Here is a 19313-nt window from a genome sequence, read left to right as displayed (position 1 = left end):
AGCCGACGGGGACGGCGGTGCCGTGCGCGGGGGTGCCGGACCAGGCCGGTTCGACGGGCCGGGGCGGCTGGGCCTGCGCCTGCTGGGGGATCAACTGGTCGGCCTCGTGCCAGAGTTCGGAGTCGGCGTAGAGCGGGAGCTCGCCGGCCAGCGCGAGGTCGGCGAAGGACTGCTCGGTGGCCTGTGCCGGCACCACCGGTTCAACGGTGGCCGCGGCCTGTTCGGCGGCGTCGAGTTCCGCTTCGAGGGCGGCTTCGCGGGCCTCGGCGACGGTCTGGACCGCGGCCAGCGCGCCCCGGTAGCCGGTGCAGCGGCACAGGTTGCCGCACAGCGCCTGGCGGGCCTCGATCTCGCTGGGGCGGTGGTTGCGCTGCAGCAGGTCGTGGACGGCCATCGCGAGGCCGGGGGTGCAGTAGCCGCACTGGACGGCGCCGGAGTCGGCGAGCGCCTGCTGGACGTCGCTGGCGCCGCCGGCGCCGGACAGGCCCTCGACGGTGTTGATCTCGCTGTCGGCGGCGAGCGCGGCGGGCACCAGGCAGCCGTTCACCAGCTGTCCGTCGACCTGCAGCGAGCAGGCCCCGCACTCGCCCTGCTCGCAGCCGTCCTTGGCGCCGGCCAGGCCGAGGCGTTCGCGCAGCACGTACAGCAGGCTCTCGCCGATCCAGGCGTCGCTGACGGGTCGTTCGACGCCGTTGACGCGCAGCGTGTACGAGGCGGTGGGGCGCACGTCGCCGGTGAGCGCTCCGGGGTGGTTCAGCAGTTCGTCGGTCACTTCAGCGCCCTTCCCAACGCCCGGCGGGCCAGCACGGCTACGGTACGCCGCAGGCGGGCGCCCGCCGGGCCCGCCCCCTCGCCGCCGGCGGCGCCCTCGGGGACGCAGGCGGCGGCCACGTATTCGCCGAACGCGGCGAGCGCGGCGGGGTCGATCAGGACCGCGCCGTCCTGGCCGCGGGCGTCCCAGTCGATGCAGCCGGCCACCCAGCTCTCGGCCTCCAGCGGCCGCAGCGGGACGGGGGCGACGGCGCCGACGGCGCAGCGCACGCCGCGCCGGGCGGGGTCGAGGACCAGGGCGACGGAGGCGGCGGCGCGGGACGGGCCGCTGCGGCCGGTGGACTTCAGGAACACCTGCGGGGCGTGCAGCAGCGGGACCCGCACCCAGGTGAGCAGTTCGCCGGGTCGCAGCGGGTCGAGTCCGGTGAGCAGGTGACTGATCGGCACCTCGCGGACGGTGCCCGGCCGGGCGAGGGTGGCGGTGGCTTCGAGGGCGGCGAGCACCGGGAGGGTGTCGCCGGCGGGGGCGCCGGTGGCGATGTTGCCGCCGAGGGTGCCGACGTTGCGCACCTGCGGGGGGCCCGCGGTGCGGGCGGCGTCGGCGAGGGCCGGGATCAGGGCGGCGAAGTCGGGGCGGTCCATCCGGGCGTGGGTGAGGCCGGCGCCGAGGACGGCGGTGCCGCCGTCCTCGTAGCGCCAGCCGCGCAGTTCGGTGATCCGGCCGAGTCCGATCAGGGCGGCGGGCCGCAGCCGCCCGCCGTTGACGGCCTCCATCAGGTCGGTGGCACCCGCCACCGGCACCGCCCCGGGGGTGGCGGCCAGCGCTTCGACCGCCTCGTCCACCGAGGCCGGCATCATGATCGTCCGGTTCACCAGGTTCCCACCGTGCTCCATTTGCAGTGCGGCCTGCCGCCCGTAGGGTACGGGCGATCGGTGCGGGTTGGGCAACTCTGGCACACAAAGACCGCTGATCATTTCCGAGGTCGCGGACAGGTCCGAACAACTCGGGACAACTCCGGGCGCGAACGCGCACGAACGCGACCGGGCCGATGTCCAGGTGATCGGCTGTTCACTTGATCTTGACGAGGCGGCCGCGCCCGGAGTTCCGGCAGGTCCTATCCGACGGCCGGCCCGGCGCCGGGACGACCCTCGATCGGCCGGCCGACGATGCCGGGCTTGCGCTGCCACGGGCGCGGGCCCTCGGGGCGGCGGTACTCGATGCCGAGGGCGTCGAGGCGCGGGTAGTGGCCGGCCATCCGGGCCTCGAAACCGGCCCAGTCGCGCGCCTCGGGGTCGCGCGGCAGGTCGGACCAGGCGACCTCGGCGAACGCGGCGAGCCGCGGGAACACCTTGTAGTCGACGTCCCGGCCGTCGAACATGAACTCGGTCCAGATGTTCGCCTGGGTGCCGATGACGTGCCGGGCGGCCCGCTCGTCGAGCTGCGGCGGCACCGGCTCGAAGCGGTAGACGTCCTCCAGCGAGCGCACCCAGCCGACCGGGATCGGCTCGTCCTCGCCGCCGTCCTGCCGGTGGTCGAGGTAGACGTGCTGCTCGGGGCACATCACCACGTCGTGCCCGGCCTGCGCGGCGGCGATGCCGCCCTCGTAGCCGCGCCAGGAGGAGACCGCCGCGCCGGGGGCGAGGCCGCCCTCCAGGATCTCGTCCCAGCCGATCAGCCGGCGGCCGCGCTCGGCCAGCCAGCCGTCGAAGTGCCGGATGACGTGGCTCTGCAGCTCGAACTCGTCGCTCAGCCCGAGTTCGGCGATCCGGGCCTGCGCGGCGGGGCTGGCCTTCCACTGGTCCTTGGGACACTCGTCGCCGCCGAGGTGGACGAAGGTGGAGGGGAAGATCTCCAGCACCTCCTCCAGCACGTGCTCGTAGAACCGCAGGGTGGCCTCGGAGGCGTTCAGGATGTTCTCGCTGACGCCCCAGTCGGTCCAGGTGCCGAGCGCGGCGGTGTCCACCACGTCGGTGTTGCCGAGCTCGGGGTAGGCGGCGATGGCGGCCTGGTTGTGGCCGGGCAGGTCGACCTCGGGGACGACGGTGATGTGCCGGGCGGCGGCGTAGGCGACGATCTCGCGCAGGTCGTCCTGGGTGTAGTAGCCGCCGTGCGGCTGGTCGTCGTGCCGCTTGCCGGCCCGGAAGCCGACCATCGACCGCTCCCGCCAGGCGGCGGTCCCGGTGAGCTCCGGGTAGCGCTTGACCTCGATCCGCCAACCCTGGTCGTCGGTCAGGTGGAAGTGGAGGACGTTCAGCTTGTGCGCGGCCAGCTGGTCGACGAACCGCAGCACCCCGGCCTTCGGCATGAAGTGCCGGGAGACGTCCAGCAGCGCGCCGCGCCAGCCGAACCGGGGCGCGTCGTGGATCTCCACCGCGGGAACCGTCCAGCGCGCGCCGGGCAGCGGGGCGGTGCGGTACACGGCGGGGCCGAGCAGCTGGCGCAGCGTCTGGGCGGCGTACGACAGGCCCGCGGCGGCGCCGCCGGTGAGCCGCACCGCGTCCGGGCCGGCGCTCAGCCGGTACTCCTCGGCGGCGAGGGCGTCGTCCAGTGCGAGCACCAGGCCGCCGTCCTGCCCCGCCGGGGCCGGGTCCAGGTCGAAGCCGGTGGCGGCGGACAGCTCGGCGCGCAGCCGACGGGCCACGCCCTCGGCGCCGGGGGCGGCGGCGATCCGGGTGCCGGCGTGCAGCTCGAACGGGGCGGTGTCGGCGGGGGTGTGGACGTGCAACGGGGCAGGGATGAGGTCCATGCGCCTCATCCTGCCCCGGTTCACCCCGATTGGCATAGACCACTCGGGGGCTTCGCTCCGGCCGGACGGTCAGTCCTTCTTGTCGTCCCCGCCCGGGTTGTTCAGCCCGTCGAAGATCTCCTTGCACATCGGGCAGACCGGGTACTTCTTCGGGTCGCGGCCGGGCACCCAGACCTTGCCGCACAGCGCCACCACGGGGGACCCGGAGAGCGCGCTCTCCATGATCTTGTCCTTCTGGACGTAGTGGGCGAAGCGCTCGTGGTCGCCGTCCCCGTGCGAAGTCTGCGGGACGGGCTCGACCAGGGTGCCGGTGCCGAGGCCGCGCTCGGGCTCAAGAGTGCTCATGGGTGCCAAGTCTATGGGGGCCGCCCGGAACCCGGCCACCATGCGGAACCGGCCCGCCGGTCAGTTCAGCGTCGGGTCGTCCGGGTAGGTGGCGAGCATCGCCAGCGGCCCGCGCTGGCGGCGCAGCACGGCCCGCCACATCCGGTCCGGCTCCACGCAGGAGACGTCGCCGGCCTCGCACTCCACCGGGTACCAGGCGCCCTCGGCGATCTCCTGCTCCAGCTGGCCGGGCGACCAGCCCGCGTAGCCGGCGAACACCCGCATGCCGCCGAGCACCCCGGCCAGCACCTCCGGCGGGGCCTCCAGGTCGACCAGGCCGATCGCCCCGTGCACCCGCCGCCAGCCGAGCGGCCCCGGGTGGGTCTCCTCGCCGGGCACCACGGCGATCGCCAGCGCCGAGTCCAGCCCGACCGGCCCGCCCTGGAACACCACCGCGGGGTCGCCGGCCAGCGCGGCCCAGCCGTCCAGCACGGCGGCCACGTCCACCGGGGTGGGCCGGTTGAGCACCACCCCGAGCGCCCCCTGGGAGTCGTGGTCGAGCAGCAGGACGACCGACCTGGCGAAGTTCGGGTCCGTCAGCACGGGCGTGGCCACGAGCAGTCGGCCGGTGAGCACGGGGGCCGCTTCCATGCCTGCCATGATGCCTCCCGACGGGCCCTGCGGGACACCCGGCAGGCCGTGCGCAGGGCCACCCGTCCGGCCCAATGGCGGTGCCGGTCGGCACGCCTCACAGCATGATCACCAATAGGGCACACGGGAACCAATCGCCCACCCTCTACCATCTATGAGGTGGCGAAGGGCCGTTCCCTCAGCTCCGCAGCCGAAAACCTCCCCTGCGCACCCGGATTGCGAGAACGATGACCGACGACGTCCTGCTGGTCCACGGCGGAAACCCGCTCGAAGGCGAGATCCAGATCCGCGGCGCCAAGAACCTGGTCCCCAAGGCCATGGTCGCCGCGCTGCTCGGCCAGGGCCCCAGCAGACTGCGCAGCGTGCCGGACATCCGGGACGTCAAGGTCGTCCGCGGCCTGCTGCAGCTGCACGGGGTCACCGTCCGCACCGGCGACGAGGAGGGCGAGCTGATCCTCGACCCGTCGCACGTCGAGAGCGCCAACGTGGCGGACATCGACGCGCACGCCGGCTCCTCGCGCATCCCGATCCTGTTCTGCGGCCCGCTGCTGCACCGCCTCGGCCACGCCTTCATCCCGGGCCTGGGCGGCTGCGACATCGGCGGCCGGCCGGTGGACTTCCACTTCGAGGTGCTGCGCCAGTTCGGCGCCACCATCGAGAAGCACCCGCAGGGCACCTACCTGGTGGCCACCCAGCGGCTGCGCGGCACCAAGATCGAGCTGCCGTACCCGTCGGTCGGCGCCACCGAGCAGGTGCTGCTGACCGCGGTGCTCGCCGAGGGCGTCACCGAGCTGCGCAACGCCGCGATCGAGCCGGAGATCGTCGACCTGATCTGCGTGCTGCAGAAGATGGGCGCGATCATCTCGCTGGGCACCGACCGCACCATCCTGATCACCGGTGTGGACGAGCTGGACGGCTACACCCACCGGGCGCTGCCGGACCGCCTGGAGGCCGCCTCGTGGGCCTGCGCGGCACTGGCCACCAAGGGCGACATCTACGTCCGCGGCGCCGAGCAGATCCCGATGATGACCTTCCTGAACACCTTCCGGAAGGTCGGCGGCGCCTACGAGATCGACGACGCGGGCATCCGGTTCTGGCACCCGGGCGGCGAGCTCAAGGCGATCGCCCTGGAGACCGACGTGCACCCGGGCTTCCAGACCGACTGGCAGCAGCCGCTGGTGGTGGCGCTGACCCAGGCCACCGGCCTGTCGATCGTGCACGAGACGGTGTACGAGTCCCGGCTGGGCTTCACCGGCGCGCTGAACCAGATGGGCGCCCACATCCAGCTGTACCGCGAGTGCCTGGGCGGCACCCCGTGCCGGTTCGGGGCCCGCAACTTCAAGCACTCCGCGGTGGTCTCCGGCCCGTCCAAGCTGATGGGCGGCGAGCTGGTCATCCCCGACCTGCGCGGCGGCTTCTCGTACCTGATCGCGGCGCTGGCCGCCGAGGGCACCTCCACGGTGCACGGCATCGACCTGATCAACCGCGGCTACGAGAACTTCATGGACAAGCTGCGCGACCTGGGCGCGCACATCGAGCTGCCGTCGGAGGTCGAGCCGGCCGAGGTCCAGCTGACCGCCTGACCGCGCAGGGCCCGCACAAGCCGGTGGCCGGCCTCCCCCGAGGGGAGACCGGCCACCGGTGCGTTCAGCGGAGGGTCACTTGCCCTTCGCGGCTTCCTTCAGCTTCGAGCCGGCGCTCACCTTGACGCTGAAGCCCTCGGCGATCTGGATCGGCTCGCCGGTCTGCGGGTTGCGGGCGGTGCGGGCGGCGCGCAGGGTGCGCTCGAAGGTCAGGAAACCGGGGATGGTGACCTTCTCGTCGCCCTTGGCGACGACCTCGCCGGTGATCTCGGCGAAGGCGGCCAGCACGGCGTCGGCGTCCTTGCGGGTCACCTCGGCGCGCTCGGCCAGCGCGGCCACCAGCTCACTGCGGTTCATGTGTACTCCTGTGGTCTGTTGCTCTGCCGTGCGCGGAGGCATGGCCGGTCCGCGCGACGGTGCTCGTTCAGGCGAGGGGTGGTCAGGGGCCGGGCTCGCACCGCGAAGCGCCGCAAACTGCCCGCCTGGGTACGAATCCTGCCCCGACCGGCACTGAGAAAGCCAATCGGGCACCGGCGTGGTTGACCCGAACAGCGCCCGCCGGACAGAGGTGTGACGCTCCGTCGGCTCCGGGGTGGCCGGGGCGGGCGGCGGCCGGGACGACACGCCGTTGCGCAACAAGGGACGTTCCGTACTTGTCGGACACGCCACCCCGTCGCAGGGCTACCGTACGCCCTGGCACCGACAAGCCCAAACACGCCCCTTTCCCTTGTGTCGCAAGGGATCCGGCACGTTCGCCGCAATCGGGGTGCGACGAACGCGCCGGGCGCTCGCCGACTCAGAGCTGAACGGCCGGGAACGCGGCGGTGTCGAGCGTTCCGACGATGCCCGGGGTGGGCTTCGACGGGGCCGTCTCCGCGTCGCCACGGGCCGCCACGGCGGCGTCCCGGACGGCCGAGGCGACGGTCTTGGCGACGCCCGGGTGGAAGACGCTGGGGATGATGTAGTTCGGGTTCAGCTCGTCGTCGGTGACGGTGGTGGCCAGCGCACGGGCGGCGGCCAGCATCATCTCGGTGTCGACGCTGCTGGACTGGGCGTCCAGCAGGCCGCGGAAGACACCCGGGAAGACCAGCACGTTGTTGATCTGGTTGGGGAAGTCGCTGCGGCCGGTGGCGACCACCGCGGCGGTCTGCCGGGCCACCGCCGGGTCGACCTCCGGGTCGGGGTTGGCCAGCGCGAAGACGATCGCGTCCTTGGCCATGGTGGCCAGGTCGTCGCCGTCCAGCACGTTCGGGGCGGAGACGCCGATGAACACGTCGGCGTCCGCCACCGCCTCCTTTAGGGTGCCGGTGCGGCCGGAGCGGTTGGTGTTCTCGGCGATCCAGCGCAGGTTGTCGTTCAGGTCCTCGCGGCCCAGGTGGACCACGCCCTGCACGTCCGCCACGGTGGCGTGCGAGACGCCCGCGGCCATCAGCAGCTTGAGGATCGCGGTGCCCGCGGCGCCGGCGCCGCTCATCACGACCCGGATCTCGCCGATCTCCTTGCCGACCACCTTCAGCGCGTTGGTCAGCGCGGCCAGCACCACGATCGCGGTGCCGTGCTGGTCGTCGTGGAAGACCGGGATGTCCAGCGCCTCGCGCAGCCGGGCCTCGATCTCGAAGCAGCGCGGCGCGGAGATGTCCTCCAGGTTGATGCCGGCGAAGCCCGGGGCGATGGCCTTGACGATCGCCACGATCTCGTCGGCGTCCTGGGTGTCCAGGCAGAGCGGCCACGCGTCGATGCCGGCGAAGCGCTTGAACAGCGCCGCCTTGCCCTCCATCACCGGCAGCGCGGCCTTCGGGCCGATGTTGCCCAGGCCCAGCACCGCCGAGCCGTCGGTGACCACCGCGACCGAGTTGCGCTTGATGGTCAGGCGGCGGGCGTCCTCCGGGTTCTCCGCGATCGCCATGCACACCCGGGCCACGCCCGGGGTGTAGATCATGCTGAGGTCGTCACGGTTGCGGATCGGCAGCTTCGAGGACATCTCGATCTTGCCGCCGAGGTGCATCAGGAACGTACGGTCGGAGACCTTCCCGATGGTGACGCCGTCGATCGCACGGAGCTTCTCGACGATCTCCTGGCCGTGCGCCACCGAGGACGCCGCCACGGTGACGTCGATGCGCAGCGCCTCCAGGCCGGAGGCGGTGACGTCGAGGCCGGTGACCGAGCCGCCGGAGGACTCGACCGCGGTGGTGATGGAGCTCACCGCGTTGCCGGTGGCCGGCACCTCCAACCGGACCGTGATCGAGTTCGAGACACTGGGCACCGTCGCCATCGACGTCCTTCTTCCTAGAATCAGCAGACCGTGTACGGCCTGGTAATCGCGCAGCATGCTAGGTATCGATCGTCGCACCTACCGGCGGTCAGCCAGAAATAACGTTCATTGAGTGTGCGGATCCGACAAACCGGCCCGGCCCCGACCGGCGGCCTCCTTGCCCGTGGGCCCGGATGCGTTACATTGGAACGGCACCGGCTCGATCCAAGCCCCCGGGCCCAACCTTCGTCCCTTCGAGGGACCACTTGCCGCGAGGCGAGCATGGCGGGTCGGTGTTCTGCTTGACGAAGGCCCCCCACCTCCAGGTGGGGGGCCTTCGCGCTTGCTCGCCCTACTTCAGCAGGGCGGGGACTCCGGCGGCATCCGGCAGGTCGTCCGGGCCGGACAGTACCGTCAGCCGCTGGGTGGCGCGGGTCAGCGCCACGTACAGCACCCGCAGGCCCGCCTCCGACTCGCCCGCAATGCCGGTCGGGTCGGCGACCACGGTGGCGTCGTACTCCAGGCCCTTCGCCTCCAGGCTGCCCAGCGCCACCACCCGCTCTCCCAGGCCCTCGGCCCAGCTCGCGGCCTCCGCCCGGCGGTCCATCGGGACGACGATCGCGACGGTGCCGTCGACCTCGGCCAGCAGCCGCTCCAGCTCGGCCCGGGCGGCCTTGCCGAAGGACGCCGCGTCGGTGTCCCGGACCGCCGCGAACCGCGGGTGCGCGCCGGTCGCCCGGACCGCGCTCGGCGACGGGGTGCCGGGCGCGGCCAGCGCCAGCACCTTCGCCGCCACCTCGGCGATCTCCGCCGGGTTGCGGTAGTTGACCGTCAGCGTGTGCCGGCGGCGCGGCTTGCCCGCCAGCACCTCGTCCATCGCCGCCTGCGCCTCCTCGGGGAACGGCCAGGACGACTGCGCGGGGTCGCCGACGATCGTCCAGGTCGCCATCCGGGAGCGGCGGCCGATCATCCGCCACTGCATCGGCGTGAGGTCCTGCGCCTCGTCGACGATGACGTGCGCGTACTCGCGGCGCTCCTCCGGGACGCGCTCGCGCTCGCGCCGCCCGTAGGCCCGCTCGCCGTAGGTGGTGACTTCGTCCAGGCCGGTCAGCAGGTCCATCGCGTCGACCTCGCGGACCTTCGGGCGGGCCGGCTCGCCGAGCAGCACCTGCAGTTCGTCGACCAGCGCCACGTCGTGCGCCGACAGGTCGCCGGCGCCCCGGTCGTCCAGGTGCCGCCAGGACGCCGCGAGCAGCCGGGACTCCTCCGGGGTGACGGCCCGGCGGGCGATCCGGTTGGTGTGCCGGTGCTGGCGCAGCGTGGCCAGCACCCGGCGCGGGGTGACGGCCGGCCACCAGGCGTCCAGGAAGTCCAGGAACACCGCCTCGTCGGACACGTACTCGTCGAAGGACTCGCGCTCCTCCTGGCGCTGCTCGCGCTCGCCGTGGCTGACCGGCTTCGGCAGGTCGCGGACCGCCTCCGACCAGAGCGCGTCCAGCAGCAGGCGGCGGGCGCGCGGGCGCAGCAGGTTCAGCGGGGTGCCGCCGCCGCCGACCACGTTGCCGCGCACGGTCTTCAGCCGGCCGGCGTCCAGCCGCAGCGCCCGGCCGCGGGCGAACACCTTCAGCTCGGTCGGCGCGCCCAGCTCCAGGGCCGCGCGGGCGGCCCGGCGCAGCAGCTGCACCATCCGCGAGGAGCCCTTGATCCGGGCCGTCTCGGGGGTGTCGTAGCGGCCGGCCTCGATGCCGTCGACCAGGCTGCCGACCGCGCGGATCGCCACCTGGCCCTCCTCGCCCAGCGAGGGCAGCACGCCCTCGGTGTAGGAGACCAGCAGCGCCGTCGGGCTGACCACCAGGATGCCGCCCGCGTAGCGCCGGCGGTCCTGGTAGAGCAGGAACGCGGCGCGGTGCAGGGCGACGGCGGTCTTGCCGGTGCCGGGGCCGCCGGTGACCAGGGTGGCGCCGGCCGCGGCGGCCCGGATCACCTCGTCCTGCTCCTTCTGGATGGACGAGACGATGTCGCGCATCGTGTGGCCGCGGGCCCGGCCCAGCGTCGCCATCAGCGCGCCGTCGCCGACCACGGCGAGTTCCTCGCCGTCCAGCGTCGGGGTCAGGTCGGGACGCAGCAGGTCGTCCTCGACGCCGATGACCTTGCGGCCCTTGGACCGGATCACCCGGCGGCGGATCACCCGGCCCGGCTCCAGCGGTGTGGCCCGGTAGAACGGCGCGGCCGCGGGGGCCCGCCAGTCGATCACCAGCGGGCCGAACTCGGCGTCGAGCACGCCGAGCCGGCCGATGTGCAGGCTCTCGGCGACCGCCGGGTCGGCCGGGTCCATCGGTGTCTGCGAGGGGATCCCGTGTTCCTCGGGCGCGTCGGCCTGCTGGAGGTCGATGCGTCCGAAGAGGAAGTCCTCGAACTCGTTGTTGAGTCGCTGCAGGTGCGCGCCGGCGCGGTACACCTGGGCGTCACGCTCGGCGAGCGCGCCGGGTGTGCCCACCTGCACGCGCTTCGCGGCGTCCTCCAGGATGTACTCCGCCTCGGCGAGCTTCTCCTCGAGCCGTTGGTAGACGGTGTCGAGATGCTGCTGCTCCCCCGCGATCTCGCGGTCGCGGACAGTGTCGGTGTGGTGCTCGGCAGAGCCGTGCGCGCCCAAGGAGCCCCCAGAGGTGCGGAGAAAAAGGCGGACGGACGATCTTAAGGGATGAACTGTTCCGCCGACGAGGTCCCCCGCCCCGAAGCGTGCGGGCGGCCGGGGCCGGACCGCACGTTCCGGAACGCACGAGAGCCGCCCTCCGGGCGGAGGACGGCTCTGCGATGCACATGGGGTGGTGGAGATGCCGGGAATCGAACCCGGGTCCAGTGGAGCGGATTCAGGACTTCTCCGAGCGCAGTCCGCTGTGAGTTTCTCGGCCCTGGCGGTCACGCGGACAAGCCGCCAACAGGCCCAGCCACTGTTTGGTTTCCCCGCCACCCCCGCGGCCGGGGTGGAAGGTTGAGTTCCCTAGATTATGCCAGGATCCGGGTCGGGAACGCCCCGGGCTGACACCCATTCACTTTCGCTGATCAGGCAGCGAGAGCGAACTGCTGGGAATCGCGCTTAGAGTTGGCGATTATTTTTTTGCGACAGATGGTTAACGAGATCATTGCCGCGTTCCTCGGCTCGCTTCTCCTGTTTCGACTACCACTGTCGAAACCGATCATCCCCATGTTGATTTGACAAACAGCACCGACGGGACGAGCCCTCCGGGTGATGCGCTGCCATAGTACTCGGGCAGCGCGTCAAGGGTCCAGCGCATTAACCGGCGGCGGCCGGCGGGTTCTTCCCGACCGTCCCCGGGGTGCCCAACTGCTGGGCCAGCCACGGCAGCTGGCGTTCGAACGCGCCCGCGGCGAACTGCCAGGCGTGGCGTCCGGGCTCGACGCTCAGGTGGGTGGCCAGCCCGGCCTTCCCGGCCGCCGCCTCCAGCTGCTTGGCGTGCGCGATCTGCCCGCTCTCCTGGTCGCCGACGTCGAACATCCCGGTCACGCCCCGGTACTTGCCGCGGTGCGCGGCCAGCACGGTCTGCGGGTCGTAGGCGGCCCAGGCGGCGGCGTCGCCGCCGTACAGCTTCGCGATGGTCTGCTGCTTGTCGCCGATGTACGGGCCGAGGTCGCCGGAGATGTCCAGGAAGTGGCCGAACACCTCGGGGTGCGCGGCGGTCAGGGTGATCGCGCAGGTGCCGCCCATCGACCACCCGGCCATCGCCCACTTCTTCGGGTCGGCGGACGCGTTGAAGGTCTTCTCGACGTACTTCGGCAGGTCCTTGACCAGGTGGTCGGCGGCGTTCCCGGCGGGGCCGTCCACGCACTCGGTGTCGACCTTGAATCCGCCGGTGGCGTCCGCGAACACCAGCACCGGGGAGAAGCCGTTGTGCTTGGCCGCGTACTGGTCGGCGGTCTTCACCGCGTTGCCGGCCCGCACCCAGTTGTCGGGGGCGGCGAACTCGCCGCCGACCATCTCCACCACCGGCAGCTTGGGCCGGGCCTTGCTGCGGAACCAGGCCGGCGGCAGGTACACCAGCTCCTGCCGGTGCGCGAAGCCGCTCGGGTCGGCGGGGACGTCCACCGCGACCACCCGGCCGGTGCCGGTGCGGCCGGTGGTGCGCAGGGCCTGGTCCAGGCTCATCTGGTCGGGCACCGGGGAGCCGGAGAGCTCGCCGACCGCGTCGCCCAGCGTCGGGTAGTAGCCGGTCTCCGCGTTCAGCGTGTTCGCGCCGGCCAGCACCGCCAGCAGCACCGCGACGGGCGCCGCCGCCCAGTGCCACCAGCGGGCCCCGCGGCGGCCCAGCGCCACGGCCAGGACGGCCAGCAGCGCCACGCCCAGCCAGATCCACAGCGCGGTCGGCAGCGGGTCGGTGATCCCGGACAGTTCCAGCACCCCGACCGCCAGCAGCGCCGCCGTGCCGGCCGCCGCGGCGACCGCCACCGGCAGCCGCCGCTGCCACCAGGTGCGCTCACGGCGGCCGATCACGGCCAGCAGCGCGGCGACGGCGAGCGCCCGCACCGTCCACGGGAACCAGCCGTCCAGAAGCGAGATGTCCACCCCGGGATGGTAGGCGTCCGGGCGGCCCTGGTGCGGACCGCCCGGCGGACGGTGACGAAGCTGCGACAGTGCCGCCGGTCAGCCGGTGACGCCCGGCAGGCCGAACTCCTTGGCCAGCCAGGGCAGCGACTCCTTGAAGGCCAGGGAGCCGAGCTGCCAGTCGTGCTTGCCGGGGCGGACCCGCACCTCGGTGGTCAGGCCGGCGGCCTTCGCGGCCTTGTCGAGGTTCTGCGCGGCGGTGAGGTGCTTCTCGGTCTCCTGGTCGCCGACCACGAACAGGCCGCTGGAGTTCTGGTAGACGCCCTTCTTGGCCTTGCCGAGCACCGTCGCCGGGTCGTGCGCCTCCCAGGCGGCCGTGTCGCCGCCGTACAGCTGGGTGATGGTGACCTGCTTGCTGCCGACGTTGGGGCCGTCGTCGCCGGAGATGTCGACGAACCGGCCGAACACGTCGGGGTGGACCACGGCCAGGTCGACGGCGCAGGTGCCGCCCATCGACCAGCCGATCACACCCCAGGAACGCGGCCCGGTGGCGGTGTCGAAGGTCTTCTCCATGTACTGCGGGATGTCCTTGACCAGGTGGTCCTCGGCCTTGCCGTGGGCGCCGTTGACGCACTCGGTGTCGGTCTTGAAGCTTCCGGTGGCGTCGACCATCACCAGGATCGGGGCGAAGCCGTTGTGCGCGGCGGCGAACTCGTCGGCGGTCTTGATCGCCTCGCCGGCCCGGATCCAGTTGTCGGGGGCGGCGTACTGGCCGCCGATCATCTCCAGCACGGGCAGCTTGGGCCGCACCTTGCTGCGGAACCAGGCCGGCGGCAGGTAGACCAGCTCGCGCCGGTGCTTGAAGCCGCTCGGCTCGGCGGGGATGTCGACCTGGACGACCCGGCCCTCGGTCGCCTTGCCGACGGTGTTGCGGGCCTCGTCCAGGCTCATCTGCTGGGGCACCGGGGCGCCCGACAGGTCGCCCACGGCGGCGTCCACGCTCGGGTAGTAGCCGGTGGAGATGTTCAGCGAGTTGGCGGCGCACAGCAGCGACAGCCCGGCCGCCACCGGCACCGCGGCCAGGTTCCACCAGCTGGAGTTGCGGATGCCCGCCGCCAGGCCGCCGAGCCCGAGCAGGGCGCAGCACAGCCAGAACCACAGGCCGAACGGCAGCGGGTCGTCGACGCCGCCGACCAGGGCGACCAGCAGCGCGGTCAGCGCCGTCAGGCCGATCGAGCCGCCGACCACCCAGGGCAGTCTGCGGCGCAACCAGAACGGGCTGATGCGGGCCAGCGCCGCCGCGACCGCCACCAGGGCCAGTATCCGCAAGGTCCAGGGCAGCCAGCCGCTGAGCAGTGAGATCTCCACGCACAGATCGTACGGTCGCGCCAACTGTCCGCGTACAACCGGGAGGTACTGTTTACCTGACTCCGGTTCAGCCGTTCCCCGGCGGCGGGGTCAGCCCTGCCGCCGGCGGGCCGCGGCCACCGCGCGGTCGGACTCGCGGCGGTCCTGGCGCTCGCGCAGGGTCTGCCGCTTGTCGTAGAGCTTCTTGCCGACGGCGAGGGCGATTTCGAGCTTGGCGCGGCCGTCCTTGAAGTACAGGGACAGCGGGACCAGCGTGTGGCCGGTGTCCTTGGCCTTGGACTCGAGCTTGCGGATCTCCATCTTGTGCAGCAGCAGCTTTCGCTTGCGGCGGGCCGAGTGGTTGGTCCAGGTGCCCTGGGTGTACTCGGGGATGAAGACGTTGTCGATCCAGGCCTCGCCGCCCTGGATGTACGCGTAGCCGTCGACCAGGTTGGCCCGGCCCTCGCGGAGCGACTTGACCTCGGTTCCGGTGAGCACCATGCCGCACTCGTAGGTGTCGAGGATGGTGTACTCGTGCCGCGCCTTCTTGTTCTGCGCGACCAGCTTCTTGCCCGTTTCCTTTGCCATAGCTCCGTCATTCTCGCACCTCGGGGGCGGCCTCGGCAGCCCCTTTACGGCGCGCCGGTCGGACTCAGCCCCTCCAGCACCCTCAGCGCCAGGGCGTCCGTCCCGTCGTCGTCGCCGGCGGGGCCGGGAACGTCGGGTTGGACGCCGGTGCCGTCCGGGGAGCGGCCGGCCGGGGTCTGGTAGCGGCCGACGGTGAGCTCGACCACCGAACCGTCGGCGAGCCGGCTGGGCTGCTGGACGGTGCCCTTGCCGAAGGTGCGCCCGCCGACCAGGACGGCCCGGGAGCGGTCCTGCAGGGCGCCGGCCAGCAGTTCGGCGGCGCTCATGGTGCCGCCGTCGACGAGCACCACCAGCGGGACGGCGGTGTCGCCGCCCGGGGCGGCGGTCAGTTCGCGGCGCTCGCCGTGCGCCTGGTAGCTGGCCACCGGGCCGCCGTCGAGGAACGCCGAGGCGACGCCGACGGCCTCCTCGACCAGGCCGCCGGAGTTGCCGCGCAGGTCCAGCACCACGCCGCGGGCGCCGGCCGCGGCGGCGCGCACCTGGTCGGCCACGCCCTCGGTGAAGGCGTGCACGGCGATCCGGGCCACCCCGGGGCGGGGACGGTCGGACTCGACCTCACGGGCGGCCAGTTCGGCCCGGGTCAGGCTGAGTTCGCGGACCGGCCCGTCGCCGCCCTGCACGCCGACCGCGACCGCGCTGCCGGCCGGGCCGCCGCGCAGCCGGGACACCACCTCGGTCACGGGCAGCCGGTCGGCCGGGACGCCGTCCACGCTGACCAGCTTCTCGCCGGCGGTGATCCCGGCCCGGGCGGCGGGCGAGCCGGGCAGCACCTCGGCCACCTCGGTGGGGCCGTCGGCGGCACGGTCCAGGGACAGGCCGATGCCCGGGTAGCGGCCGCCGGTGAAGTCCCGGTACTGCTGCGGGCTGAGGTAGGCCGCCCACCGGTCGCCGCTGGTGCCGACCAACTGCCGGGCCTCCTGCGGGCTCAGGTCGGCCCCGGACAGGTCGGCGCCCCGGGCCCCGTCGGACGACGACGGGGCCCGGGGCGAACCGATCGGCTCGCCCCAGGCCCCGGAAGCGGCTCCGGCGAACAGCACGGCGCCGAACACCAGGCCGAGGGTCATCCCCTGGCGTACACGCGGTCCTGTCGGCATACCGGCGAGTGTAGGGCCACCCGCCGGGTCCGCCGACGGACCGTCAGACCTTCAGGTACTTGCGGAGGGTGAAGAACGCCGCGATGCCGGCCATCGCCATGCCGACCACCACCAGCAGCGGAATGACCGCCAACACCGAGGACAGGCCGATGAAGTTGATGAACAGCACCTTCTTCGCCAGCCACCCGTGGATGAAGAAGTGCCCACCCACCAGCAGCAGCGAGGCCAGCCCCGCGCCGAGCAGCGCCGCGAACGCGGCCTCCGCGATGAACGGCATCTGCACGTAGAAGTTGGACGCGCCGACCAGTCGCATGATGCCGGTCTCACGCCGTCGGCTGAACGCCGAGACGCGGACGGTGTTGACGATCAGCAGCAGCGCCACGCAGAGCATCAGCGCCATGATCACGAACGCCGCGGTCTGCAGGCCGCGCAGCAGGCCGAACAGGTTCTCCAGGATCTTGCGCTGGTCCTCGACCGACTTCACGCCGGGCTTGCCGGCGAAGGCGCTCTGGATCACGTCGTACTTGGTCGGGTCGCTGAGCTTGACCCGCCAGGACGCCGGCAGCGCGTCCGCACCGACCGCCGCGAGCAGCGGGTTGTCCGGGTTGGACTGCTTGAAGTGCTGGTACGCCTCCTGCGGGCTCTCGAAGGTGGAGCTCTGCACCAGCGGCGTCAGCTTGTCCAGATCGGCCTTGACCTGCTTGATCTGGTCGTCGGTGGCCGCTCCGGCCGCGCACTGGGGCGAGTTGTGGTCCGCCTTCGCACAGAAGTAGATGCTGACCTCGACCTTGTCGTACCAGTAGTCCTTCATGGAGTTGACCTGGTCGCGGACCAACAGCGAGGCACCGGCGAGGGCGAGCGAGAGCGCGACGCTGACCACGACGGCGATCGTCATGGTCAGGTTGCGGCGGAGACCGACGCCGATCTCCGACAGAACGAACTGGGCGCGCATGCTTCTCTCTTCTAGCTCTGGTAGCCGTAGACGCCGCGGGCCTGGTCGCGAACCAGCAGGCCCTTGTCGAGCTCGATGACGCGCTTGCGCATCTGGTCGACGATCGCCTGGTCGTGAGTGGCCATCAGCACGGTGGTGCCGGTCCGGTTGATCCGGTCCAGCAGCTTCATGATGCCGACCGAGTTCTGCGGGTCGAGGTTGCCGGTCGGCTCGTCGGCGATCAGCAGCATCGGCCGGTTCACGAACGCGCGGGCGATCGCCACGCGCTGCTGCTCACCGCCGGACAGCTCGCCGGGCATCCGCTCCTCCTTGCCGCCGAGGCCGACCAGGTCGAGCACCTCGGGCACCACCTTGTTGATGGCGCTCTTCGGCTTGCCGATGACCTCCAGGGCGAACGCCACGTTCTGCCCCACGGTCTTGTTCGGCAGCAGGCGGAAGTCCTGGAAGACCGTGCCCAGTTGGCGCCGCATGTGCGGCACCTTCCAGTTGGAGAGCTTGCCCAGGTCCTTGCCGAGCACGTGCACCGCGCCGGTGGACGGGCGCTCCTCGCGCAGGCACAGGCGCAGGAACGTCGACTTGCCCGAACCGGACGAGCCGACCAGGAAGACGAACTCGCCCTTCTCGATCTCCAGCGAGACGTTGTCCAGGGCCGGACGGTTCTGCTTGGGATAGGTCTTGGAGACGTTGTCGAATCTGATCACGGCTGCATCACGGGGCCATCCTAGGTGGATCGGAGTCAGCGACCTTACGCGACGTCCTCGCGTACCCGCAGTAACCGCACGGCTACCGATCGGGATTCCGTGTGCTTCGGTTCCGGTTCGGACCCGGAATTGCGAGCTACGTCACAGCTCGCCGACCCTTCCCCTCCGGGGGCCCAGGTGTCCGGAACCTGGCAGAGTGGTAGGAGAGTCGGAACCGAAGCCGCCTCCGGCACGTTGGCTCTGCAGCAAGGAGGACACGCATGACCTGCGACCAACTGGTGTGCGCCAACTGCAACGGCCGCGTCATCGACGGCCGCTGCCCGGTGTGTCGCGCCAACCGCGCCCGGCTCCAGCAGGAGCAGCACGGGCCGTTCGCCACCCTCAACCCGACGGTGCTGCTGGCCGTCCTGTGCGCCGCGGTGCTCGCGCTGGCACTGCTGATGCGCTGACCCCCGGGACCGTTCGACGGGAAGGGCCCCACCGCCGAGGCGGTGGGGCCCTTCTTCGTGCCGGTGACCACCGGCTTCGGCTCGCTACTGCCGGTTTCAGCTCTCGCGCTGCTTGCGCCAGCGGATGCCCGCTTCGATGAAGCCGTCGATGTCGCCGTCCAGCACGCCCTGCGGGTTGCCGACCTCGTGCTCGGTGCGCAGGTCCTTGACCATCTGGTACGGGTGCAGGACGTAGGAGCGCATCTGGTTGCCCCAGGAGCTGCCGCTGTCCTTGAGCGCGTCCATCGCGGCGCGCTCCTCCTGGCGGCGCCGCTCCAGCAGCTTGGCCTGGAGGACGTTCATCGCCGAGGCCTTGTTCTGGATCTGCGAGCGCTCGTTCTGGCAGGAGACCACCACACCGGTGGGGATGTGGGTGATGCGGACCGCGGAGTCGGTGGTGTTGACGCCCTGGCCGCCGGGGCCGGAGGCGCGGTACACGTCGATGCGCAGGTCGCCCTCGTCGATGTCGACGTGGTCGGACTGCTCGACGACGGGGAGCACCTCGACGCCGGCGAAGGAGGTCTGCCGGCGGCCCTGGTTGTCGAACGGGGAGATGCGCACCAGGCGGTGGGTGCCCTGCTCGACGGAGAGGGTGCCGTAGGCGTAGGGGGCCTTGACGGTGAAGGTCGCGGACTTGATGCCGGCCTCTTCGGCGTACGAGGTGTCGTAGACCTCGGTCGGGTAGCCGTGCCGCTCGGCCCAGCGCAGGTACATGCGCATCAGCTGCTCGGCGAAGTCGGCGGCGTCCACGCCGCCCGCCTCGGCACGGATGTTGACGAGGGCCTCACGGGCGTCGTACTCGCCGGAGAGCAGCGTGCGCACCTCCAGCTCCTCGACGGCCTTCTTGACGGCCTCCAGCTCGTTCTCGGCCTCGACGCGGGTGTCCGCGTCGTCCTCGGCCTCGGCGAGCTCGAACAGGACGCCCAGGTCTTCGACCCGGCCGCGCAGGGACTCCACCTTGCGCAGTTCGCCCTGCAGGAAGGAGAGCCGACTGGTGATCTTCTGCGCGTTTGCGACGTCGTCCCACAGGCTGGGGGCGGCTGCCTCCTCCTCCAGGGTCGCGATGTCGGCCCGGATCTTGTCCAGGTCGAGGACGGCCTCGATCGACGCCATGGTCGAATCGAGGTTCTTGAGCTCTTCGGAAGGATCGACGGCTGCCACGCCCACAAGGGTAATGGTTCGCCGGGGGGGCTCG

16 protein-coding genes, 1 other RNA gene and 1 pseudogene are annotated in these 19313 nt (G+C 72.0%); 2 read left to right on the top strand and 16 right to left on the bottom strand.

What is annotated here, in order from left to right; all coding sequences use genetic code 11:
* Positions 1 to 178 precede the first annotated feature (178 nt).
* The 5 genes and pseudogenes from ACI1MP_RS24110 to ACI1MP_RS24090 form a co-directional block, all read right to left on the bottom strand.
* A pseudogene (locus ACI1MP_RS24110) lies at positions 179 to 748 on the bottom strand ((2Fe-2S)-binding protein); the annotation flags it as partial.
* A 20-nt stretch (positions 749 to 768) separates the two neighbouring features.
* Positions 769 to 1665 carry a xanthine dehydrogenase family protein subunit M gene (locus ACI1MP_RS24105; protein ID WP_100588585.1) on the bottom strand — a complete coding sequence of 299 codons (897 nt, stop codon included), beginning with the start codon at positions 1663 to 1665 and terminating at the stop codon, positions 769 to 771.
* Positions 1666 to 1886: 221 nt separating this feature from the next.
* Positions 1887 to 3518 (bottom strand): beta-N-acetylhexosaminidase, encoded by a 1632-nt coding sequence (locus tag ACI1MP_RS24100; RefSeq protein WP_380340964.1) that lies wholly within the window; start codon positions 3516 to 3518, stop codon positions 1887 to 1889.
* Positions 3519 to 3587: 69 nt separating this feature from the next.
* Positions 3588 to 3863 carry a DUF3039 domain-containing protein gene (locus ACI1MP_RS24095; RefSeq protein WP_030459614.1) on the bottom strand — a complete coding sequence of 92 codons (276 nt, stop codon included), beginning with the start codon at positions 3861 to 3863 and terminating at the stop codon, positions 3588 to 3590.
* Positions 3864 to 3923: 60 nt separating this feature from the next.
* The gene (locus ACI1MP_RS24090; RefSeq protein ID WP_043914190.1) at positions 3924 to 4502 is read right to left on the bottom strand and encodes a YqgE/AlgH family protein; all 579 of its coding nucleotides are present in this window, start codon (positions 4500 to 4502) and stop codon (positions 3924 to 3926) included.
* 218 nt (positions 4503 to 4720) lie between these two features.
* Between ACI1MP_RS24090 and murA the strand changes: the two genes are divergently transcribed.
* The gene (murA, locus tag ACI1MP_RS24085; protein WP_100588582.1) at positions 4721 to 6076 is read left to right on the top strand and encodes a UDP-N-acetylglucosamine 1-carboxyvinyltransferase; all 1356 of its coding nucleotides are present in this window, start codon (positions 4721 to 4723) and stop codon (positions 6074 to 6076) included.
* 75 nt (positions 6077 to 6151) lie between these two features.
* Here murA and ACI1MP_RS24080 read toward each other — a convergent pair whose 3' ends face one another.
* The 10 genes from ACI1MP_RS24080 to ftsE all read right to left on the bottom strand — a co-directional run bounded on the left by ACI1MP_RS24080 (position 6152) and on the right by ftsE (position 17630).
* Positions 6152 to 6433, bottom strand: coding sequence for an HU family DNA-binding protein (locus tag ACI1MP_RS24080; RefSeq protein WP_014136004.1), 282 nt, complete (start codon positions 6431 to 6433; stop codon positions 6152 to 6154).
* 439 nt (positions 6434 to 6872) lie between these two features.
* Positions 6873 to 8348, bottom strand: coding sequence for an NAD-dependent malic enzyme (locus ACI1MP_RS24075; RefSeq protein ID WP_100588581.1), 1476 nt, complete (start codon positions 8346 to 8348; stop codon positions 6873 to 6875).
* 331 nt (positions 8349 to 8679) lie between these two features.
* Entirely contained in the window at positions 8680 to 10980 is a 2301-nt protein-coding gene (locus ACI1MP_RS24070; RefSeq protein ID WP_380340960.1) for a HelD family protein, read from the bottom strand.
* Positions 10981 to 11153: 173 nt separating this feature from the next.
* Positions 11154 to 11532, bottom strand: a transfer-messenger RNA (tmRNA) gene (ssrA, locus tag ACI1MP_RS24065).
* Positions 11533 to 11622: 90 nt separating this feature from the next.
* The gene (locus ACI1MP_RS24060) at positions 11623 to 12909 is read right to left on the bottom strand and encodes an alpha/beta hydrolase (protein ID WP_404869443.1); all 1287 of its coding nucleotides are present in this window, start codon (positions 12907 to 12909) and stop codon (positions 11623 to 11625) included.
* A gap of 78 nt (positions 12910 to 12987) precedes the next feature.
* Positions 12988 to 14256: an alpha/beta hydrolase gene (locus ACI1MP_RS24055; RefSeq protein WP_380340954.1), complete on the bottom strand. Its 1269-nt coding sequence runs from the start codon at positions 14254 to 14256 to the stop codon at positions 12988 to 12990.
* 90 nt (positions 14257 to 14346) lie between these two features.
* The gene (gene smpB / locus ACI1MP_RS24050; RefSeq protein ID WP_043914198.1) at positions 14347 to 14823 is read right to left on the bottom strand and encodes an SsrA-binding protein SmpB; all 477 of its coding nucleotides are present in this window, start codon (positions 14821 to 14823) and stop codon (positions 14347 to 14349) included.
* A 44-nt stretch (positions 14824 to 14867) separates the two neighbouring features.
* Positions 14868 to 15977, bottom strand: coding sequence for a S41 family peptidase (locus tag ACI1MP_RS24045; RefSeq protein ID WP_404869442.1), 1110 nt, complete (start codon positions 15975 to 15977; stop codon positions 14868 to 14870).
* A 43-nt stretch (positions 15978 to 16020) separates the two neighbouring features.
* Positions 16021 to 16929 carry a permease-like cell division protein FtsX gene (gene ftsX, locus ACI1MP_RS24040; protein WP_043914200.1) on the bottom strand — a complete coding sequence of 303 codons (909 nt, stop codon included), beginning with the start codon at positions 16927 to 16929 and terminating at the stop codon, positions 16021 to 16023.
* 11 nt (positions 16930 to 16940) lie between these two features.
* Entirely contained in the window at positions 16941 to 17630 is a 690-nt protein-coding gene (gene ftsE, locus ACI1MP_RS24035) for a cell division ATP-binding protein FtsE (protein ID WP_033253741.1), read from the bottom strand.
* A 260-nt stretch (positions 17631 to 17890) separates the two neighbouring features.
* On the opposite strand from ftsE, the gene ACI1MP_RS24030 reads away from it, so the two are divergent.
* On the top strand, positions 17891 to 18079 hold the full coding sequence (locus ACI1MP_RS24030) for a hypothetical protein (protein WP_043914202.1): 189 nt from the start codon (positions 17891 to 17893) through the stop codon (positions 18077 to 18079).
* A 96-nt stretch (positions 18080 to 18175) separates the two neighbouring features.
* Here the strand turns inward: ACI1MP_RS24030 and prfB are convergent, their stop codons facing one another.
* The gene (gene prfB / locus ACI1MP_RS24025; protein WP_043916412.1) at positions 18176 to 19279 is read right to left on the bottom strand and encodes a peptide chain release factor 2; all 1104 of its coding nucleotides are present in this window, start codon (positions 19277 to 19279) and stop codon (positions 18176 to 18178) included.
* Positions 19280 to 19313 lie beyond the last annotated feature (34 nt).

This window comes from Kitasatospora griseola, from assembly GCF_044999035.1.
In the GTDB taxonomy this organism is placed as follows: Bacteria; Actinomycetota; Actinomycetes; order Streptomycetales; family Streptomycetaceae; genus Kitasatospora; species Kitasatospora griseola.
Note: the sequence above shows the minus strand (reverse complement) of the source record. Positions and strands in the feature narration are given on the sequence as shown.